General features: G+C 68.7%; 16 protein-coding genes and 1 pseudogene. 9 read left to right on the top strand and 8 right to left on the bottom strand.

Annotation, left to right across the window (positions count from 1 at the left end):
• Positions 1-50: 50 nt before the first annotated feature.
• Together AB1L88_RS10335 and AB1L88_RS10330 are read right to left on the bottom strand one after the other, a co-directional pair.
• Positions 51-743, bottom strand: a complete 693-nt coding sequence (locus AB1L88_RS10335; protein WP_367096575.1) for a zinc metallopeptidase — start codon at positions 741-743, stop codon at positions 51-53.
• A gap of 141 nt (positions 744-884) precedes the next feature.
• Positions 885-2036 carry an ATP-grasp domain-containing protein gene (locus AB1L88_RS10330; RefSeq protein ID WP_367096574.1) on the bottom strand — a complete coding sequence of 384 codons (1152 nt, stop codon included), beginning with the start codon at positions 2034-2036 and terminating at the stop codon, positions 885-887.
• A 271-nt stretch (positions 2037-2307) separates the two neighbouring features.
• On the opposite strand from AB1L88_RS10330, the gene fae reads away from it, so the two are divergent.
• The 4 genes from fae to AB1L88_RS10310 all read left to right on the top strand — a co-directional run bounded on the left by fae (position 2308) and on the right by AB1L88_RS10310 (position 6105).
• Positions 2308-2814 (top strand): formaldehyde-activating enzyme, encoded by a 507-nt coding sequence (fae, locus tag AB1L88_RS10325; RefSeq protein WP_367096573.1) that lies wholly within the window; start codon positions 2308-2310, stop codon positions 2812-2814.
• Positions 2815-2977: 163 nt separating this feature from the next.
• Positions 2978-3841: an NAD(P)-dependent methylenetetrahydromethanopterin dehydrogenase gene (locus tag AB1L88_RS10320; RefSeq protein WP_367096572.1), complete on the top strand. Its 864-nt coding sequence runs from the start codon at positions 2978-2980 to the stop codon at positions 3839-3841.
• Positions 3842-3894: 53 nt separating this feature from the next.
• A complete protein-coding gene (locus AB1L88_RS10315; protein WP_367096571.1) occupies positions 3895-4923 on the top strand; it encodes a DUF1464 family protein in 1029 nt (342 codons plus the stop codon).
• Positions 4924-5004: 81 nt separating this feature from the next.
• A complete protein-coding gene (locus AB1L88_RS10310; protein ID WP_367096570.1) occupies positions 5005-6105 on the top strand; it encodes an MBL fold metallo-hydrolase in 1101 nt (366 codons plus the stop codon).
• A 41-nt stretch (positions 6106-6146) separates the two neighbouring features.
• Here AB1L88_RS10310 and AB1L88_RS10305 read toward each other — a convergent pair whose 3' ends face one another.
• The 6 genes from AB1L88_RS10305 to tyrS all read right to left on the bottom strand — a co-directional run bounded on the left by AB1L88_RS10305 (position 6147) and on the right by tyrS (position 10890).
• Positions 6147-7094 carry a lysophospholipid acyltransferase family protein gene (locus tag AB1L88_RS10305; RefSeq protein ID WP_367096569.1) on the bottom strand — a complete coding sequence of 316 codons (948 nt, stop codon included), beginning with the start codon at positions 7092-7094 and terminating at the stop codon, positions 6147-6149.
• A 57-nt stretch (positions 7095-7151) separates the two neighbouring features.
• A complete protein-coding gene (locus tag AB1L88_RS10300; protein ID WP_367096568.1) occupies positions 7152-7406 on the bottom strand; it encodes a hypothetical protein in 255 nt (84 codons plus the stop codon).
• Positions 7407-7507: 101 nt separating this feature from the next.
• Positions 7508-7732, bottom strand: a complete 225-nt coding sequence (locus tag AB1L88_RS10295) for a type II toxin-antitoxin system HicB family antitoxin (RefSeq protein WP_367096567.1) — start codon at positions 7730-7732, stop codon at positions 7508-7510.
• A gap of 77 nt (positions 7733-7809) precedes the next feature.
• A complete protein-coding gene (locus tag AB1L88_RS10290) occupies positions 7810-8877 on the bottom strand; it encodes a Gfo/Idh/MocA family oxidoreductase (protein WP_367096566.1) in 1068 nt (355 codons plus the stop codon).
• 49 nt (positions 8878-8926) lie between these two features.
• On the bottom strand, positions 8927-9625 hold the full coding sequence (locus AB1L88_RS10285; protein WP_367096565.1) for a Uma2 family endonuclease: 699 nt from the start codon (positions 9623-9625) through the stop codon (positions 8927-8929).
• A gap of 47 nt (positions 9626-9672) precedes the next feature.
• Positions 9673-10890 carry a tyrosine--tRNA ligase gene (gene tyrS / locus AB1L88_RS10280; protein WP_367096564.1) on the bottom strand — a complete coding sequence of 406 codons (1218 nt, stop codon included), beginning with the start codon at positions 10888-10890 and terminating at the stop codon, positions 9673-9675.
• A 207-nt stretch (positions 10891-11097) separates the two neighbouring features.
• On the opposite strand from tyrS, the gene AB1L88_RS10275 reads away from it, so the two are divergent.
• The 5 genes and pseudogenes from AB1L88_RS10275 to AB1L88_RS10255 form a co-directional block, all read left to right on the top strand.
• On the top strand, positions 11098-12201 hold the full coding sequence (locus AB1L88_RS10275; protein ID WP_367096563.1) for a CPBP family intramembrane glutamic endopeptidase: 1104 nt from the start codon (positions 11098-11100) through the stop codon (positions 12199-12201).
• 472 nt (positions 12202-12673) lie between these two features.
• A complete protein-coding gene (locus AB1L88_RS10270) occupies positions 12674-12889 on the top strand; it encodes a hypothetical protein (protein WP_367096562.1) in 216 nt (71 codons plus the stop codon).
• Between the two features lie 331 nt (positions 12890-13220).
• Positions 13221-16424, top strand: coding sequence for an amidohydrolase family protein (locus AB1L88_RS10265; RefSeq protein WP_367096561.1), 3204 nt, complete (start codon positions 13221-13223; stop codon positions 16422-16424).
• Between the two features lie 417 nt (positions 16425-16841).
• Complete coding sequence (gene pilM, locus AB1L88_RS10260) at positions 16842-19313, top strand: type IV pilus assembly protein PilM (protein WP_367096560.1); 2472 nt, start codon at positions 16842-16844, stop codon at positions 19311-19313.
• Between the two features lie 169 nt (positions 19314-19482).
• Positions 19483-20729 (top strand): annotated as a pseudogene (locus AB1L88_RS10255) (hypothetical protein); the annotation flags it as partial.

Genomic DNA, 20729 nt, shown 5'->3' with positions numbered 1-20729 from the left:
AGGGGGAGGGCCGGGCCGTTCGGGATTTTGATCAGAGTCCGACCGGTCGGTCACTCACTCCGGCCGCCGAGCAGGCCCGACCGGAAGAGGAAGTAGAGCAGGGTGAGGATGCTCGACAGGGTGGCGGCCACGTAGGTCCAGGCCGCGGCGTTGAGGACCTTGGCGACGACCGGCTCTTCCTGGGCGGTGATCAGGCCGGTGGAGAGCAGGTGTTCCCGGGCGCGTCGGCTTGCGTCGAACTCGACGGGGAGGTTCACGAGCTGGAAGACGACGACCGCCGAGAACAGGGCGATGCCGCCGATGATGATGTTCATCGAGCCCATGAAGAAGCCGACGATCATGACGATCCAGGCGAAGTTCGACCCGAACCCGGCGACCGGGACCAGGAGGTTCCGGATCGCCAGGGGGCCGTAGCCGTGGGCGTCCTGCAGGGCGTGCCCGGCCTCGTGCGCGGCGATGCCGAGCGCGGCCAGGGAGTGCTCGCCGTAGACGCCCGGGGAGAGGCGGAGGACCTTGTGCCGCGGGTCGTAGTGGTCGCTCAGGTAGCCGTCGACCGGCTCGATGTCGACGCGGTTCAGGCCTTCGGAGTGCATGACCTCGGCCGCGGCCTGGGCGCCGGTCACGCCGGCCGAGGAGGGGATCTGGGCCCCCTCGGCATAGGCGGACTTCACGCGCATCTGGGCCCAGGCGGCCAGGAGCATCGCCGGGGCGAGAAACAGGAAGTAGACGGGGTCGAAAATCACGGTTCCATTCCTCCTCGGTTCAGGTACTGGCGTCTGCCAGGGTGTTCGTTTGTGAGGGACAGATGTTGTCTTCTACGAACCGAAGAGGCCATCGGTTCTCGGCCGTCAGCCGGATGGGCACGGGGCAGGGGGCGGCCGGAATCAGGGGGACCAGGATCGCAGGCGGTCCCGCCACGAGATCAGGCGTCGGGCCAGGCGAATCCGGCACGAGGAGGCCGACGGCCCGGCGTCCAGGAGCGTCAGGACCGGCTGACCCGTCAGGAACGCGGTGCCCGGCGGGGGGAGATCCGCGACCCTCGGCAGGCGCCCGGATCCGGGGTCGGTCTCCGGCCATCGGATCGCGTCCGGAACCCGGCCCCCGGCCGGTGCGAAGACGACCAGCTTGCCCACCCGCCCGCGAGGACGCATCACGCAAGTCTCGTGCCCCGCCTCGGCGGCCTCGGCCCCGAAGGCTGCGGCATGGTCGCGGAAGAAGGGACGGCCGGTGGCCCATTCGAGCACCTCGACCGACGCGGTGGGCCTCGGGTTGACCTCGACGGGCCAGGCCGCGCCCCGGCTCAGGACGAAATCGACCCCGAAGAGGCCCCGAAGGCCGAAGTCACGGGCGAGGAGTGAACCGAGCTGCCCGAGCTGCGTTCGAACGGCCCGAGCCACCCGGACGGGGCCGACGCTCCCGAGATAGCCAAACGCCGCGCCGTCGTGTCCGATCCACTGCCGCGTCACACCACACAGGCGGGCCGATCCGGCGGCGGTGCCGACGAAGACGGCCGAGCCGCTCGGGCCGAGGATTCGGCGCTGGAGGTACTCGCCCCCCTCGACCGGGGCGGGACCGTTGGCGTCGAGGGGTCGGATGTGGGCGCCGCCGGCCGATCGGAGACGCTTGACCAGCCACGAGCCGTCGGTCGGGAGGCCGTGCGCGTGGCGTCTCGCGTCGATGGCGGGGAGCCCGGCGCGTCGCAGGGCGTCGGCCAGGGCGAAGGGGTCGCGGACTGCTCGCACGACGGCTCCGGGGTTGCCCCACAGGGGCCGCTCGCGGGCGATGCGGTCGATCAGGGTCGGGTGATTCTCGATCGCCCCGGTGTAGCACCAGGGGGTGCCCGGGAGGGTGGCCCTGAGCGAGAGCCCCTCGATCGCCTCGGGGTAGGACGGGGGATCGACCCGGTGGGCCGGGCAGGCATGCCGGAGATCCCAGTCGGCGAAGAGGTCGATGGCGACGGGGTCGAACCAGGCCCGGATGGCCGAGAAGGCGGAGGCTCGCACGCTGGCCCCGACGAGCAAGACCGTCCTGGACACGAGGGGAGGCTCCGCGATCGATCGGGGCGGCGGGGTCGTGAACGCGTTCGGGGACGGGCGAGGCTCGATCGCCGCGAAACGCGAGGGGCGATCCCGGCCAAAGCCGCCGCCCGACCCTTGCGAGGCGGTGCGGTCCTGTTATCATGCCACCCAACCGCCGGCCGGACCATTGCGCAACCAAAGGAATGGAGCGAGATGGATCGGCCGGACGTCCGCAACGCAATCCGCCCCTGCATCTGTTTCCCCGCAACACGCCCCGGAGAACTGACTGATGGCAAGCGATCACACCCTGCTCATCGGAGAGGCCCTGGTCGGTGATGGTAACGAGGTCGCCCACATCGACCTGATGATCGGCACGAAGACCGGCCCGGTCGGCGCGGCCTTCGCCAATGCCCTGGCCAACCAGTCGCACGGCCACACGAACCTGCTGGCGGTGCTTGAGCCGAACCTGGCCGTCAAGCCGGCCACGGTCCTGATCACGAAGGTCACGATCAAGGGGCTCGACCAGGCCGTCCTGATGTTCGGCCCTGCCCAGTACGCCGTGGCCAAGGCCGTGGCCGACTGCGTGGCCGACGGCACGATCCCGGCCGACAAGGCCGAAGATCTTTGCATCGTCTGCGGCGTCTTCATCCACCCGGAGGCCAAGGACAAGGACAAGATCAACCAGTACAACTACGAGGCCACCAAGCTCTCGATCCAACGCGCCATGAAGGGCGAGCCGGCCGCCTCGGAAGTGGTGCAGAAGAAGGACTCGGCGTCGCACCCGTTCGCCAAGTGAGCGGATTCGGGTCGTGCGGTGGTCGAAGCGGCACGGCTCGCCTCGACCATCGCGCGACCTGGATTCTTCTGATGCCGACGTCCGTGGTTGTGAAACGGTCCCCTGGTCCCTCGACTGGGCCGGGCGGGGGGATCGGCCACCTTTTGTCGACGAGCCTCCCACGATGAAGACGATCCTCTTGCAGCTTGATACCGATGCGCAGCCGAGCGTCTTCGATGCGGTCGTCGCGGTGGATGCCGGTGTCGATCACCTGTTCCGGCACGGGAATGTCGCGCCGGTGCAGGTCCGCGACCTGATCTACGGCGCACTGTTTACGCGAGGTCCCAAGGACCTGAAACAGACCGCCGTGTTCATCGGCGGGACCGATGTGGACCGGGCCGAGGCCCTGCTGAAGGCGGCGAAGGAGGCCTTCTTCGGCCCCTTCCGCGTCTCGGTCTTGCTCGACCCGAACGGGGCGAACACGACGGCCGCGGCGGCGGTCCTGTCGGCCAAGGCGGGGATGGGCGGTTCGCTCGACGGGGTGAAGGCGGCGGTCCTGGCCGCGACCGGTCCGGTCGGCCAGCGTGTGGCCCGGTTGCTCGCCCGGCAAGGGGCCGAGGTGACGGTCTCGTCGCGACGCCCGGATCGGGCCGAGGCGGTGGCCCGGGCGATCGGCGAGGCGACCGGGGCGAAGCTCACCCCACTGGCCGGGGTCGACGCCGACGCCATGGCCGAGGGGCTGGACGGGTGCCGGCTCATCGTCTCCGCGGGGTCGACCGGGGTGACGCTCCTGCCGAAGTCGGTCCGATCGACCCTGGGCGACCTGCGGGTGATGATCGACCTGAACGCCGTCCCCCCGCTGGGGATCGAGGGGATCGAGGTCTACGACCGCGACGCCGACCGCGACGGGGTCCGCACCTGGGGGGCCATCGGCGTGGGCGGCCTGAAGATGGGCATCCACGCGAAGGCGATCCGGGAGCTGTTCCAGGCCAACGACCGGATCCTCGACGCCGAGGAGGTCTTCGCGATCGGCGAGGCCCTCGATTGAGGGTGTCGGGACCGGCCCCGCCGTGACGAAGGGTTGAGAGGCGAGTGATTGCCATGCCTCGCGTCGTCGGGACCGACCCCGGGACCGGGAGCCTCGACCTGCTGCTGCTGGTCGACGGGGAGGTGGCCGATCAGGCCCGCCTGGCTCCCGACGCCTCGACTGCGTCCCTGATCGAGCAGCTCCGCCGCTGGCAACCGCTGGACCTGATCGCGGGTCCCTCGGGCTACGGCTTGCCACTGGTCCGAAACGAAGACGCCACGGCGGAAGACCTGGCGTTGATGACCCTGGTGCGGCCGGAGGAGCGGGGGCGGTCGCTCGGCGTGGGGGGGTTCTCGGGCTGGCTCGATGCCCTGGTGCGGTCGGATCTGCCGGTCGTCTTCCTGCCGGGGGGGATTCACCTGCCCACGGTCCCCGCACATCGGAAGGCGTTGAGGATCGATCTCGGGACGGCCGACAAGGTCGCGGTGGCGGCACTGGGGTTGTGGATTGATGCCGATGAACGGGGGCTGCCTCCCTCGGAATCGACCTTCGCGGTGGTCGAGATCGGCTCGGCCTTCTCGGCGATTTTGGTGATCGAACAAGGCGCACTCGTGGATGCCTCGGCAGGGTCGGCCGGGCCGATCGGGGTGCGGTCGTCGGGGCTCTGGGATGGCGAGGCGGCGTACTGGCTCGGCCCACTGTCGAAGCAGGATCTGTTCCGAGGGGGCCTGGACGACCTGGGGGAGGTCGGGCTCCGGGCATTCCAGGAATCGTTGCGCAAGCACCTGGCAGGATTGCGCGAGGTGACGCCGTTTGATCGGATTTACCTTTCGGGATCGGCCGCGGATCGTCCCGAGCTGGGGCCTTTGGTGCGGGAGACGCTCGCGCGGTTCGGCCGGGTGTCGCCCCTGGATTCCTTGCCGGGCGCGTGGGTCAAGCACGCGGCGCAGGGGGCGGCGCTGCTGGCCGATGGCCTGGCGGGGGGACGTCATGCCGACCTGGTGGCGTCGCTCCGGCTCCGGGAGGCGTCGGGGACGGCGCTCGACGGCCTGGCCCACCTGAGGGGGCCGAGGTCGCCGGGGGAAGGGGCACCGCACGCTTGATCCGAGCCGGGGGTTGGCCCGACAATCGGGGACCGTCGTTCCCCGCCTGGCCCTCGCCGACTCGATCGGAGCCCTCTCCCGATGATCGCCCAACGCTCGCGGATCGCCTGCCTGTTCGTCGCGCTGACCGTCCTCGTGCCTCCCGTCGCGTCGGGGCAAGGGCAAGGGCAGGGGCTCGACATTTACTATGTGGATGTGCTCGGCGGCGCGGCCACGCTGATCGTCACGCCGGAACGCGAGTCGATCTTGATCGATTCGGGATGGCCGGGGTTCGACGACCGCGACCCGAAGCGGATCGTGCATGTCTTGAAAGAAGTTGCCGGGCTGGATCGGCTCGACCATCTGGTGACGACCCACTGGCACACCGACCATTACGGCGGGGTCGAGGGGCTGGCGAAGCTGGTCCCGATCGGACGCTACTGGGATCGCGGGCTGCCGTCGGACGGGCTCGACGGGCTCGACTTCCCGGACGGCCCGAAGCCCGATGACCCGTTGCTGGTGGCCTACCTCGGTGCCGCCGAGGGGAACCGATCTGTCTTGCAGCCGGGCGATACGCTTCCGCTGGCCGGGGAGGTCTCGGCGGTGGTGCTGGCGTCGGGCGGCAAGGTGCTGGCGTGCTGCGAGGGGGGTGAAGGGGTGGGGAATGCCCGGTGCGACGACCTGCCCGCCGACAAGGCCGAGGACCAGTCGGACAACGCGCGGAGCATTGCGTTGATCGTGCGACTCGGGGCGTTCGACTTCCTCGACTGCGGCGACCTGACCTGGAACATCGAGCGGCAACTGGTCTGTCCGGTCGATCAGATCCGGGCGACGGACGAGCGGGAGGGTGACGACCAGGCGATCGACGTGTACCAGGTCACGCATCACGGGCTGGACAGCTCGAATCACCCGACCTTGATCCGGACGATTGAGCCGACGGTCACGGTGATGAACAATGGTCCGCGCAAGGGGGGATCGGCGTCGGTCGTGCATCTCTTGAAATCGATCCCGAGCATCCAGGCCAACTACCAGATGCACCGCAACGTGACGACCGGCCCCGAGGACAATACCGACCCGGCCCTGATCGCCAACGACGACCCCGAGGGGGGGCAGTTCCTCCACATCCACGTCGAGCCGGACGGCTCGGCGTATTCGATCCGGATCGGGACGGATGGGGAGGTGAGGACGTTCGAATCGAAGTAATTGCTCACTCGATTCGCTCGGTGTGCCGGAATCGGGAGGACTCAGGCAGCCGCCTTCGATCGTTTGGCCCGGGGCTGGTTCTTCCACCGCCGATGGAGCCAGAGGTACTGGGTCGGGTCGCGCCGGACCATGCGTTCGAGGGCGGCGGTGTAGCGCCGGGTGAGTTCGGGGATGAGGTCGGGGGAGGCGTTGTCGGCGTTCACGTCGATGACCTCCTCGACCTCGACGAGGTACTGGAAGTCGTCCCCGATCCGTCGGGCGCCGCCGACGACGATGGGGGCATTGAACTCGATGGCGAGCAGGGCGATGGCCTTGAAGGTGGAGGCGGGTCGGCCGAAGAAGTCGACGAACAGGCCCTTCGGGCCGGCGTCCTGGTCGCCGAGCATGGAGAGGAGGCCGCCGGACTGGAGGACGTCGAGCATCTCGTCGGAGCCGCCACGCTTGGCGATCATCTTCTGCCCGGTCTGCTCGCGGAACTCCTTCAGGTAGCGCTCCAGGTACGGGTTATCGAGCACCCGGGCCACCGAATGCGGCGGGAATCCGAAGGCGCCGAACATGTAGCCGGCCATCTCCCAGTTGCCATAATGGCCGGTGAGCATGATCATCGGCCCCCCCTTGAGCAGGCGCTCGATGACCGGCTCGTGCCCCTTGAGGGTGATGAACTTGCGCCAGGTGGTCAGGTGCAATCGCTTGGGAATATGAAGCATTTCCATGACCATGCGGAGGAAATGCCGATAGACCCCCCGGACGATCTCGTCGCGCTGTTCCACCGTGTACTGGTCGCCGAACGCGTGCTCAAGGTTTTCCATCGCCACCCGTCGATGGCGCTTGTCGATCTTGTAAACCAGGGCCGCGATGGCATCGGCCAGGGCGTACGATTGACGCATCGACAACGATTGGGCGATGAACACGACCAGCCGTACGCCGAGATACGCGGCGTAGTCGACGAATCGGTTGCGACGCTTGACGCGGGCGGGCTTGGGGAACATCGGCGGTCACTCCATTGAGCCACGATGTTGAGGAGAGAAATGCGAGGTGTGCCGAGCTTACCGCGAGTGCCGAGTCCAGATCGCTCGTACCCCTTGGAATACACCGTTCGCGATCGTCGTGATCCCGAGCATCATCAGCACATAGGTCAGGCCAATCAATCCCAGCAGGGCGAGGAAATTCACGTACACCAGGAACACGGCGGGGGTTTCGAACACAACTCTCGCAATGGCAAGCACCGCTCCGATGACAGCGATCCCCACCCCGCACAACCGGACGAATCGCCCGGCGAACAGCTCGTGTTCGTCCCACATGCGTTCTACTCCTTGCCGATCGTCTTCCGCGGAATTGCAAGGGAAAGTCGGGTCGAAATGAAAGGGATGTTGCCTGGTCCTCAGCCTCTCATTTCACTCATTCAAGCGAACATCGAACGGCCCCGGGGCTCCGGAATCGGACGACCGAGTTCCTTCGCGGTTTCGATCCATTGGGCGATCACGACCTCGATCGCGTCGATCGCCTCTCGATAAGTCGCTCCGTCCGCGGCGCATCCGGGAAGTTCTGGGACCTCGGCGATGAACGCCTGGTCCACGTCACTCCAGTAAAGGGTGATGTCATCGCGTGGATTACTGATCATCGTCATCCCCCGCCACTCGGTATCGAACAACCAATTCCTCGTCGGGCAGGAGAATCGGCCTGCCCGACGAGGAGTAGAGAGGCTCACGCGTCGTGGAGCGGCAGGGTCACCGGCTTGCCGCCTTCGGCGGCGGACTTGTAGATGGCGCGGATGACCTCGACGGCCTTGCGCCCTTCCTTGCCGTCGACGAAGGGGGGGCGGTTTTCGTCGATGGCGGCGAGGAAGTCGGCGAGCTGGTCGCGGTGCCCGGCGTGGGAGATGGCGCGGGGGTCGGCCCCGCCGCCGGTGGCGCCGGCCCTGGCCATGGCAGCGATGATGTCGTTGTCGCTGGGGACCTTCTCCTGGAACTCCCAGAGGGTGATGTCGTCCTGCTCGATCCGGGCCGAGCCGCGGTCGCCGTGGATCTCGATCCGCTTCGAGAGGCCGGGGTAGGCGCTGGTGGCGGCCTCGATGACGCCGAGGGCGCCGTTCTTGAAGCGGATGGCGGCGACGACGGTGTCCTCGACCTCGATCCGCTCGTGGGCGAGGGTGGCGGCCAGGGCGGTGACGGTCTCGATCTCGCCCATCATCCAGATGAGGAGGTCGACGTTGTGGATCGACTGATTCATGAGCGCCCCGCCGCCGTCGAGCGCCCAGGTGCCGCGCCAGCCGCCGGAGTCGTAGTATTCCTGGGTCCGCCACCACTTGATGTAGGTGTCGCCGAGGGTCAGGCGGCCGAAGCGGCCCACCTCGATCGCCTCCTTCAGGCGGCCGTTGGCGGCGGAATAGCGCGAGGGGAAGATCGTGCAGAGGCGGACGCCGGTCGAGTCGCACGCCTCGATGATCGCGTCGCAGCGAGGGAGGGTGATCTCCAGGGGCTTCTCCACCACGACGTGCTTGCCGGCCTTCGCGGCGGCGACGGCGGGGTCCATGTGGGCGCCGCTCGGGGTGCAGACGCTGACGACGGTGACGCCGGGGTGGGCGAGCATGGCGTCAAGGCTGTCGAAGACGGCCACGTCTCCCCCCTCGGCCATGCCGACGATCTTCTCGGCCCGCTCGCGGACCGGGTCGAAGGCGGCCACGACACGGGCGTTCGGGATCTCGTTGATCGCCTTGGTGTGGAACTCGGCGATCATGCCGCAGCCGACGAATCCAATGCCATGTTCGGCCATGAGGGGGGCGTCCTTTGAGTTCGAGAGGAAGGTGTGTCGCTCGGGCACGTTAACGGGGTTGAACCGGGGCCAGCAGGGTGTCGACCGCGAGCCGGGCGACCTCCCGGCCGTCGATGACGAGGGGGATCGCGGCGCTCCTGGCGAAATCGCGGCGCGATCGGTATTCGGGGGTCGGGTCGGGCCCGGTCGGTTCGGAGTAGACCTCGATCCGGTCGGCGTTGAGGTTGGCGATCCAGTAGGTCGGGATGCCGGCCTCGGCGTAGATCGCCATCTTGCGGCGGTCGAAGGCGTAAGAGGAGTCGGCGACCTCGACGACGAGGTTCACGTCGGCTGCCTGGGGTTTCTGCTGGTCGTAGGAGTCGATGTCGCCCCGAAGGACCGAGATGTCCGGTTCGGGCTCGCTCCGAGCCAGCACGATCGGGTCTTCCTTGCCGACATGCCATCCTGCAGGCAGGGCACGCTCAATGAACCGTGCCAGCCGTTTCGTGGTGCCGATGTGCCGTTCGTATCTGGTCATCTTCTCGACCACGAGGCCCTCGATCAGCTCCACCCGATCGTCGGGGGTGAGGATGCCTGATCGTCCGAATGCTTGATACTGCTCGACGCTCAAGCGGTAGAGCCGGTAGGCGGGATCGGCCAAGGGGGCCGAGGGAGCAGCCGACGCAGGGGCCGGGGCCGGTCCCAGGCCGGGGGTGTCGACGTGTGTCACGCCGTGCTCGCCGGTTCGGTCGGAAGCCGTGGTGGACATGATGGCACACCTCGCAATCGCGATCGCGTGTTCGGCGATCCGAGAGGTCAAGAGAGCTTCACCCGGGCAATCTTCCGCTTGCCGACGCGGACGATCAACCCGTCCTCGACGGCGATGGATTGCTTCGGGTCGTTGGCAACCTCGCGGTCGGGGCCGATCGTCACGCCGCCGCCCTCGATCACCCGGCGTGCGTTCGAGGTGCTCGACTCGAACTTCAGGGCGACGATCAGGCGGGGCAGGGGGAGCTTCCCCTCGGCGTCGAGCTGGTCGCGGGGGAGCGTGACCTCGGGGATCTCCACCGGGTCTTCCCCGGCGGCACGGCGGCGGAAGGCGGCGGCGGCGGCCTCGGCGGCCTCGGGGCCGTAATACTGGGTGACGATCGCCTTGCCGAGGGCCTCCTTGGCGTCTCGGGGGTTGAGGCCGGGGGCGAGCAGTTGATCGACCTCGGCCAGCGGGAGGTTGGTCAGGAGGGTGAAGAACTGGCGCATCGGCTCGTCGGGGATGCTCATGACCTTGCCGAACTGCGTCTCGGGGGGCTCGGCCACGCCGATGTAGTTCCCGAGGCTCTTGCCCATGCGGCGGTGGCCGTCGGTGCCGACGAGGATCGGCAGGGTGATGGCCACCTGCGGGCGCTGGCCGCGGGCCTGCTGCAGGTCGCGGGCGACGAGGAGGCTGAAGAGTTGCTCGGTCCCGCCCAGCTCGACGTCGGCCTTGATCTCGACCGAATCCCAGCCTTGCATCAAGGGGTAGAGGCATTCGTGGAGATAGACCGGCTTCTCGGCGGCGATGCGCTTGGCGAAGTCGTCGCGGGCCGAGATCTGGCCGAGGGTCATGCGGCGGCAGAGGTCGAGGACGTCGAGGAACGACCACTTCGAGAACCAGTCGCCGTTCTTGTGGACCTCGGCGCGGTCGAGGTCGATGATCTTGCCGACCTGTTCCAGGTAGTCCCTGGCGTTGGCCTCGACCTGGGCCTCGGTCAGGGCGGCCCGGGTCTCGTCGCGGCCGGAGGGGTCGCCCACCAGTGCGGTATAGTTGCCGATGATGATGACGGCGGTATGTCCGAGGTCCTGAAACTGCCGGAGCTTGCGCAGGGGGACCGTGTGGCCGAGGTGGACGTCGATGCCGGTCGGGTCGATGCCGTACTTGACGCGCAAGGGGGTCCCGGTGCGGGCCGAGTGGTCCAGCATCTTCACGAAGTCGAGCTCGGGGGTGATCGCGTCGATCCCACGGCGGAGGAGTTCGAGTTGCTCGGCGGCAGGAAGCATCGGGGGGAACCGGCCTTTGGCGTCAATCGAGGCGAATCGGTCCCGGGAACGGGCCCCCGGGCGAAGCGGGTTGCGATTCTAGGCCATCGCGGGAAATCGGACAAGGTGGCCCGCGAGGCCCGGCAGACCTAGGATAACGGGGATCGCCGCCCTCGGGGGCGATCCCCGAAACACGAAACGTGCCCGAACCCTGGAGCGATCCTGCTCATGCCGCTCGATGCTGCCGATCTCGACATCCCGATGCGCTCGGCCTGGCTCCTGCTCGGGATGGCCGGGCTGGTCTTGCTGGCCATCTCGGCGGCCTGGGCCCTGGCGATCGAGCGGGCCTGGGGCGGCCGGCCGGTGATCCCGACCCGGCCGGGGAGGCCGGTCCCCTGGGGGGGGCCCCAGGTCTTCGCGAGCTTCTTCCTCTGGCAGTTCGCGACGCTGGTCGCGGCGAGCCTGCTGCGGGCGCGCCGGGGGCCGGACGCGGAACCGAAGCTGGTCGAGGCCATGGGGGCGGTGGCCCTGATCAACCTGCTGGTCCTGATCGCCTTGCCGGGCCTGCTCGGGCTCTGGAACCGGGCCCGGGCCTCGGACTTCGGCCTGTCCGGGGGCGGGGGTCGGATCGGCCGGGACGTGCTCCTCGGCGTCGTCTCGGCGGTCTTCTGCCTGCCCCTGGTCTACTCGGTGCAGTTCATGGCGATCCTCATCTGGCCGCCGACCGCGCACCCGTTGCAGGAGATGCTATTCGAGGAGCGATCGCCCTGGGTCATGGTCCTGGCCTTCGTCTCGGCCGTGATCTTCGCGCCGGCGGCCGAGGAGCTGCTGTTCCGGGGCATCCTGCAAGGCTGGCTCGAGAAGCGGTTCGGGGTGACCCGGACGGCGATCGCCGAGGACCGGGAGACGGATCGGGATTCCATCGACCTGCAGCCGGGGCTGGATCCGGGGGTGGCGAGCCTGACGGCGCTGGTGGTCCCGGCGGCGATCTTCGCGCTCGTCCACTTCGGTCAGTGGCCGGCGCCGTTGCCCCTGTTCGTGCTGGCGATCGCGCTGGGCTTGCTCTACCGGAGGACCAAGAGCATCGTCGCCCCGATCGCCGCGCACGCCACGTTCAACGGCCTGAGCACCGTCGGCATGATCGTCCTGGTGCTGATCCTCCCGGAGGCGGAGCCGGAGGCCGTGCCGGTGCCCGGGCCGGCGGAGCCGGGCATCTCGGCCCCGGGCGAAGGGGAGGCCGAGGAAACGTCCGGGCCGCCCCAGGCCGGAGAATCGGGGCATTCGGAAGCCCGGTCGATCCGTCGGTCGCATCCAAATGTTGAATCGGTGTGAAGATTCGGGTTTTCACTTGCCCGGTCCCCCAGACGGGATTAGGATGCGAGTACCTCGATCACGGGTTTTCCGAGCGAAGACTCCCTCTCTGTGTCGTTGCCTCGGCGGTCAGGACCTCATCAGATTCGATCGTTTGAGGTCATCCGAACCTCCCGATCCCTTGAATCTCGTGAAGTCCGGCCTCGGTTGGGACGATATCTTCGGGGTCCTCCTCCGACCCGACGGTCGCAGGACGGCGGTTCGCGCTCACCCCCCCTTCCGGTCGTGCCTGGCGCGGGCCTCCCTCGGTTGCTTGAATCCGAACACCCGGCCCCCGCGGTGGTGGAACACCGCGACCGGTTGCCCGGCCGCCAAGGATCGCGCGCCGTGGCACTCGGGATGCGGGGCGAACTCGGTGCAACGGATTGGATGGATGAGGTCGAGGTCGCTGAAGTGGTGGCCTGACCCTCTCGTTCTGGAGTGATAGGAAACGATGAGCGTGGTGAATTCCAAGAAGAAGACCGCACCGACGCACAACGGGTTCGAATGGGCCGGAGCCATGGCCCGGATCCGACGCGGAGGGGTCTCGGCCCGGAGCGGTCGCCGCTCGCTGCTGCTGGGCGCCTTGACGGCCTCCTACGCCAACACCGGCCGCACCGGCCGGCGTTCGGCCGAGTCCCGCACCGCAAGTCCCGCCGACCGAAGCTAATCCGACGCCAAGCCTCGCCTCTCCTGGTTTTGCCTTGCCCTTGCCGTGTCGATCGTCCGTCGCGCCTTGCCGACGACGATCCCCGAGAAATCATCGACGGCCCCCGATTCGCCTCCGAGCGGGTCGGGGGCCGTTTGCGTTGGTCGTCCCGGCCCCGGGGTCGTCGCCGAGACGGGACCGCCGGCCGCATCGCTGCCTCGCCGGAACGCCGCAGGCCCGCGGCCGGAAGACGCTGGCACCGAGGTCGTATGCCCCTCATAATCGGGCGATTCATTGGGCCCGTGAACGCGAACGACCAGGGGCGGCGAGCCCCCCGGGAGAGGGAGCATCCATGACCTTGCCTGCTCGATTTGCCACCCTGTTGACACTGATCGTCTGCCTGTGTTCGGGGGAATCGGCATCGGCCCGAGGATCGACTCAGGCCGACCTGGTCCTGCGAGGGGGGACGGTCGTCGATGGGACCGGGGCGGATCGTCGGGTCGCCGATGTGGCCCTCCGCGACGGGAGGATCGTCGCGGTCGGCCGAGTCGAGCCGGCCCCGGACGCCCGCGTGATCGACGTGACCGGCCTGATCGTCGCGCCGGGGTTCATCGACCTGCATAGCCACTCGGACCGCTCGATCCTGCAGGACGGCACGCGGCCGAACCGCAATTTCCAGGCGCAGGGGGTCACAACCATCGTGACCGGCAACTGCGGCTCGGGCCCGATCGACGTGGCGGCCTATCTGGCCGAGGTCGATGCGAAGGGGGCCGGCACGAACGTCATCCACCTGATCCCCCACGGCTCGATCCGCCGCGAGGTCATGGGCAGCGCCGACCGCGAGGCGTCGCCCGAGGAACTGGATCGCATGACGCAGCTCGTTGCCGAAGGCATGGAGGGCGGGGCCTGGGGCATGTCCACCGGCCTGATCTACATCCCCAGCCAGTACGCCGATACGGAGGAATTGATCGCCCTGTCGAAGGTGGTGGCCGGGCACGGCGGGCTGTATGCGAGCCACATCCGGGGGGAGGGGACCGGCCTGTTGAGGTCGATCGACGAGGCCATCCGGATCGGCTCAGAATCGGGCGCGGCAGTGCACATCTCGCACCTGAAGGCGAGCGGCAAGGCGGCCTGGGGGCTGGTGGTCCCGGCCTGCGACCGGATCGCCGAGGCCCGAGCCGCCGGCCAGGCCGTCTCGGCCGATCAATACCCGTACATCGCGTCGAGCACCTCCGTCAGCGCCATGGTCATCCCCGACTGGGCCGTCCGGGACGGGACCGAGGCGTTCAAGGCGATCGCCGACGACCCCGAACGCGGGGCGAAGCTGCGCGCAGGGATCCGCTCCGGCCTCGAATCGAGGAATGGGGGGGAGTCGATCCGGATCGCCCGCTACACGGAGCGTCCCGAATGGGTGGGCAAGTCGATCGCGGCGATCGCCCAGGCCGAGGGGAAACCGGCCGAGGAAGTGGTCATCGAGATCCAGCGCAACGGCGGGGCCTCGGGCGTGAGCTTCGGCATGACCGAGGAGGACGTCCGGCACGTCATGCAGCGGGAGTTCGTCGCCACCGCGTCGGACGGCTCGGCCCACCTGCCCGGCGGCGACGACCGGCCGCACCCGAGATCGTACGGCACCTTCCCGCGCAAGATGCGCTATGCCCTGGACGACGGGGTGATCAGCCTGGAACAGGCGGTCCGGTCGTCGAGCGGCCTGCCGGCGGAGATCCTCGGGCTGGCCGATCGGGGCGTGATCCGCGAGGGGGCCGTGGCCGACCTGGTCGTCTTCGACCCCGAGGCGTTCCGAGACTCGGCGACCTTCGACGCCCCGACTCAGTACGCGCCGGGGGTCGTCCACCTGTTCATCGCCGGGGAGCCGGCCATTTCCGGGGGAGCGTTCATGGACACCCTGCCCGGCCGGGCCCTCCGGCTGAAGGAAGACGGCCCGGCCGACCTGGTCGTCTCGGCCGCCCGCATCTGGACCGGCGACCCGGAGTCCCCCTGGGCCGAAGCCCTGGCGGCGCGGGGCGGGGAAATCCTCGCGGTCGGTTCCCGGGAGGAGATCGACCGCTTCCGGGGGCCGAAGACGGTGGTGGTCGATCGCCCCGACGGCTTCGCGATGCCCGGCCTGATCGACGCGCATGTCCACCTGCTGATGCTCGGCTCGTCGCTGGAGGAAGTGGACCTGCGCGACGTGGCCTCGCTCGACGAGGTGAAGCGCCTGATCCGAGAGCGGGCCGAGCAGACCCCGGAAGGGGGCTGGGTGTTCGGCCGGAACTGGGACCAGAGCCTCTGGCCGGGCGGCGAGTTCCCCGACGCGAGCCTCCTCGACGAGGCCAGCCCCGATCGACCCGTCTGGCTCCGCCGCGTCGATGGGCACGCCGGCTGGGCCAGCTCGAAGGCGATGGAACTCGCCGGCGTGACCGCCGCTTCGGAGCCGCCGAGCGACGGGCAGATCATCCGGGACGCCGACGGCAACCCGACGGGCGTCTTCATCGACGGCGCGATGGGCCTGATCGGCCGGGTCGCCCCGGAGGTCTCGACCGAGGACATTCGTCGTCGGATCTTGCTGGCCCAGGAGGCGACCCTCGCCGCCGGCCTGACCGGCGTGCACGACGCGGGCATCCCGCCGGGCATCGCCGCGATCTACCGGCAACTCGACCGGGAGGGGTTGCTCAAGCTCCGGGTCTACGGGATGGCCAATCCCCCGGACGGCCGGGAGGTCGAATTCGCCTCGACGCCCCCCGAGGCCGCCGGGCCCGAGGCCCGGTTCCGCTACCGGGCGATCAAGCTGTTCATCGACGGCGCGATGGGGTCGCGCGGGGCCTTGATGTTCGAGCCGTACCACGACGACCCCGAGAACACCGGCCTGTACCTGATCGATCCCGACCGGCACCGCGAGACGACCATCGCCGCCCTGCGCAACGGCTGGCAGGTCTGCACGCACGCGATCGGCGACAAGGGGAACGCCCTGGTGCTCGACTCCTACGCCGCCGCCCTGGCCGCCGTCCCGGAGGCGACCGACCCCCGCCTGAGGATCGAACACGCCCAGGTCGTCCGCCCGCAGGATGTCCCGCGCTTCACCGAGCTGGGGATCATCGCGTCGATGCAACCCTCCCATGCCAGCACCGACATGCGATGGGCCGATGCCCGGCTCGGCCCCGAACGGGTATTGGGGGCCTACGCCTGGCGATGGTTCCGCGATGCCGACGTGCGGCTGGCCTTCGGTTCGGATTTCCCGGTCGAGATCGTCAGCCCGTTCTGGGGGCTCTACGCCTCGCTCTCCCGTCGCGATGCGCAGGGGCTCCCGGCCGGGGGCTGGCACAGCGAGCACCGGCTCTCGCTCCACGAGGCCTTGCGGGCATTCACGAGCGGTTCGGCCTTCGCGGCGTTCGACGAGGAACGGCTCGGGGTGCTCCGCCCCGGGTTCCGGGCCGACCTGACGGTGATCGACCGCGACCCGTTCGCGAGCACTCCGGAGGAAGTCCGCGCGGCGGAGGTGGCCGAGACGGTCGTCGACGGGGAGGTCGTCTTCTCCCGATCGGGGCGGGGCGGTTCGTGATGAGGAATCGGCCCGTGTCCCGGGAATCCAATCGCGTCGTGCGGGTTATCGCGGGGCACGGGCGAGCCGGGCGGATCGAGCGACCTCTTGGACGACGGTTCTCACGTATGTTAAACGAAGGAGGTTCAGCACCTCGCCGGGGTTCGGCGGGGTGCGGCGGTCCTGATCGGCTTCGGCAACACTCGGGAACTCCCGGCGATCCCTCGGCGTCGAAAGAAGCAGCGACGGAGGTCCGCGGGTCCCGAATGATTGACGACGCGCCGATCGCTCTGCTAGCGTGGGGCCCTCGGTGGCCCTTGACTCGTCTCCTAGGGACGACGGACCTCCGCCTCCCCTCTCCAGTTCATTCGACGCAACTCAAAGCCAGTTCGGAGCTTCCGACCGGCCCGGACATCCGGCCCGCAGGAGAATGACCGCATGCCGAAGATCCAGCCCGTCTGGGCCATCGATATCGGCCTGTCCGCGCTGAAGGCCCTGAAGCTGGCGCCGGGCGCTGCCCCCGACCACGTCGTGGCCGAGGCCTTCGATTACATCGAGTATCCGAAGATCCTCAGCCAGCCCGACGCCGACCCCGAGGAACTCGTCCGCGAGGCGTTGACGACGTTCCTCGAACGCAACGAGGTCAAGGGGATCCCGGTTGCCATCGGTGTGCCGGGCCAGTCTGGCCTGGTGAAGTTCATCAAGCTGCCCCCGGTCGACAAGAAGCGGGTCCCGGACATCGTCAAGTTCGAGGCCCGCCAGCAGATCCCGTTCGCCCTCGAGGAGGTGATCTGGGACTGGCAGGAGATCGCGACCGAGGGGGAAGAGGAGTTCTCGCAGACCGAGGTCGGCCTGTTCGCCATGAAACGCGAGCAGATCCAGCGATCGCTCCTGCCCTTCACCGTGGCGGGGATCGAGGTCGAAATCGTCCAGATGAGCCCGATCGCCCTGTTCAACTTCATCGCCTACGACCGGCTCCGCCCCCCGCTGGGCGTGGCGGCCGAGGGGGAGGACGGCGAGGCCCCGGCCCCGGCGATCGAGCCGGGCGGCTCGATCGTCCTGCTCGACATCGGCGCCGACCACACCGACCTGATCATCACCGACGGCCAGCGCATCTGGCAGCGGAACGTGCCGATCGGCGGCAACCACTTCACCCGGGCCCTGACGAAGGAGCTGAAGCTGACCTTCGCCAAGGCCGAGCACCTGAAGCGGAACGCCACGAAGGCCCCCGACCCCCGCGCCGTGTTCACGGCCATGCGGAACGTCTTCAACGACTTCTCCAGCGAGGTCCAGCGCTCGATCGGCTTCTACGGCAGCGTGAACCGCCAGGCGAAGGTGGTGAAGGTCGTCGGCCTGGGCAACGGCTTCAAGCTGCCGGGCCTGCAGAAGTTCCTGCAGCAGAACCTGAACATGGAGGTCGAGAAGCTCGAGCATTTCGACCGGGTCGTCGGCGAGGAGGTCACCACGGCCCCGCAGTTCCAGGAGAACATCGCCTCGTTCGCCGTCTCGTACGGCCTCGGCGTGCAGGGGCTCCACCTGGGCGGCCTGAAGACCAACCTGCTGCCGACCGAGATCGCCCAGGCCCGGATGATCCGGGCCAAGAAGCCGCTGACCCTCCTGGCCGCCTCGCTCCTGCTGCTGGGCTTCTCGGCCCTCTTCCTGGGCGACTACCGCGCCCTGGCGAAGGTCGACAACGCCGAGTTCGCCGAGGCCGTCTCGCGGGCCAACTCGGTCAAGTCCAACGGCGACAGCTTCAAGAGCAAGTACGACGCCGACCTGGGCCAGTTCAACACGCTGAAGACGAAGGGGGAGACGCTCGTCGAGACCAGCCCCGACGGGGCCGACTTCAAGAGCCTCTTCCAGATCCTCAGCGCGGCGACCTACGACCCCCGGGACGATCGCCGGTTCCAGAACGTCGATTTCGAGAACCCCGAGAACCGTCGCCAACTCGAACTGCAGCGGGTCCACATCGACGCCATCCGGCCCGTCTACAAGGACGACCTCGCCCAGTGGTTCGAGAATACCCAGGAGCTGAAGGCCCGCGCCAAGAACACCATGCACCCGTACGACCAGGAGAACCCCCCGACGGGCTCCGGCTGGGTGATCGAGCTGATCGGGCACCACTACAACCCGCTCTCGCTCCGAGACCAGGAAGGCGGGCCGTACCTGTTCCTGACCGAGCGGGTCCTGCCCCGGTTCTGGGAAATCCCGTTCCGGCGTCTTGGTTTCTCGCACGCGGCCCTGGCCTGGCTGCTGACCGACGCCACCTGGACGAGCGAGAAGGCCCTCGCCTCCAATAGCCTCCCGACCACCGCCCCGACCCTCCGCCACTCGACCCCCGCACCGACCTCGGGCGGGGCCGGCGGCGCCGCGGGCATGATGCCCGGCATGGAGGGCATGATGGGCTCCCAGGCCGGCGGCATGCCCGGCATGGAAGGGATGTCGGGCATGCCCGGCATGGAGGGCATGTCCGGTTACGAGCAGATGATGGGGGCCGGCGGCATGATGCCCGGCATGGAAGGCGGCATGTCCGGCATGATGGGCGGGATGCCCGGGATGATGCCCGGCATGATGGGCGGCCGCACCTCGGCCTTCGGCGGCCGAGGGGGTCAGAGCGAGGAACCGGAGATCGAGTACCTGACCCGCACCGACTTCGTGATCTACGTGATCTGGCAGCCGCCGACCGAGGAGAAGCCCGCCCCCGAGGCCACCGAGCTGGCCAAGGGGATGCGAGAGGCCGAGGCGAAGTACCGCGGCAAGGTCCAGGCGCCGAACCTCGAGGAGTTCGAGGCGGAATCGGCGGCCGAGTCCGAGCAGGTCATCCAGGAGACGCTCCAGCAGCTCCCGGTCGGCGAGGAGGACGGGGCCGCCCCGGCCACCGAGGCGCCGACCGACGCCACGACCCCCTGAGTCCAGTCCTCTCTCGACCCGCCGCGACGATCCTCCCCCCGGGGATCGTCGCGGCGGCCAGAGCGGCCGGCGGGCGATCCCATCCCATCTTCCGGCCCCTGCTCGCCCATCCACGCCCGTTCAGATCGGACCGATTCGTGATCCCCCGAGCCCACCGGAACCGACCGCCATGGATGCCAAGGATATCCTCCGTCTCCTGATCCAGAATCGCTTCTGGATCGTGCTCTTCATCGCCGCCTTGCTGCCGGTCGTCGGCTACTTCGTCACGGCCGGGACGGTCAAGGAGCAGGCCGAGACCAAGGCCAACGAGATCAAGTCCGCGCAGCAAGGCGCCCAGTCCTACACCTCCGGCACCGTGCCCAACGGCCAGTACGCGGACTTCACCCAGAAGAAGATCGCGCTGATCGAGAACGACGTGAACGAGGCCCACCGCCGGCTCTACGAGCGGCAGGCCCCCTTGCTCGACTGGCCCGAGGAGGTCGCGCCGCAGCTGACCGAATGGGGCCGCGACATCCCCGCCGACATCTCCGAGAACGAGACTCAGCGGGTCGCCTATTTCTACAGCCAGGTCTACGACGACTACGCGGAGAACGTCTACGAAGTCGTCAATCCCTGGGACCCGATCGAAGGGGAGGGGATCGTCGAGGTCCCGCCGATGGAGATGCTGCTCCAGACCGTCTCGTTCGACATCAACAACCTGCCCTCGATCGGCAAGATCTGGCAGTACCAGGAAAACCTCTGGGTCCGCCGCTCGATCCTCGAGGTCATCGCCGAGGTGAACCGCAAGGCCGGCGCGAAGGACTGGGAGACGGCCGCGATCAAGCGCCTGAACCGCCTCGAAGTCGGCAACCCGGCCGCGGTCGACCACCGGACGACCGCCCTCGGCTTCGAGCTGAAGGATCCCCCCGAGGTGACCAAGGGCGGCCAGGCCATCGAGCCGGAAACCCCCGCCACCTCCGCCGGGGGCGGCATGCCCGGCATGGGAGAGATGCAGGACTCCATGCGCGGCATGGCCGGCGGCGCCGCCGGCATGATGCCCGGCATGGAGGGCATGGGCAGCATGCCCGGCATGATGGGCGGCATGAGCGGCATGGGCGTCTCGAAGGGGGGCGGCCCGGTGCGATTCCTCCAGGAGGACGGGGTCGAACTGTTCCGCGATTACCCCGCGTACGTCTCGGTGCTCATCGACCAGAACTCGATCCAGAACCTGCTCGTCGAGTTCGAGAACTCCCCGATGACGATGCGGGTGCTGGAGGCCAACTGGACCCGGCCCAAGACCCGGGTCCAGCCCCCCGTCAAGGGCCAGGGCTTCTCCGGGTACGGCGGCATGGGCGGCTTCGGCATGGGGATGGGCGGCGGCCTGTACGGCATGGAAGGCATGATGCCCGGCATGATGGGCGGGATGCCCGGCATGAT

The sequence above is a fragment of the Tautonia sp. JC769 genome, assembly GCF_040717455.1.
Lineage (GTDB): Bacteria > Planctomycetota > Planctomycetia > Isosphaerales > Isosphaeraceae > Tautonia.
This window is presented reverse-complemented; position numbering and strand designations above follow the sequence as displayed.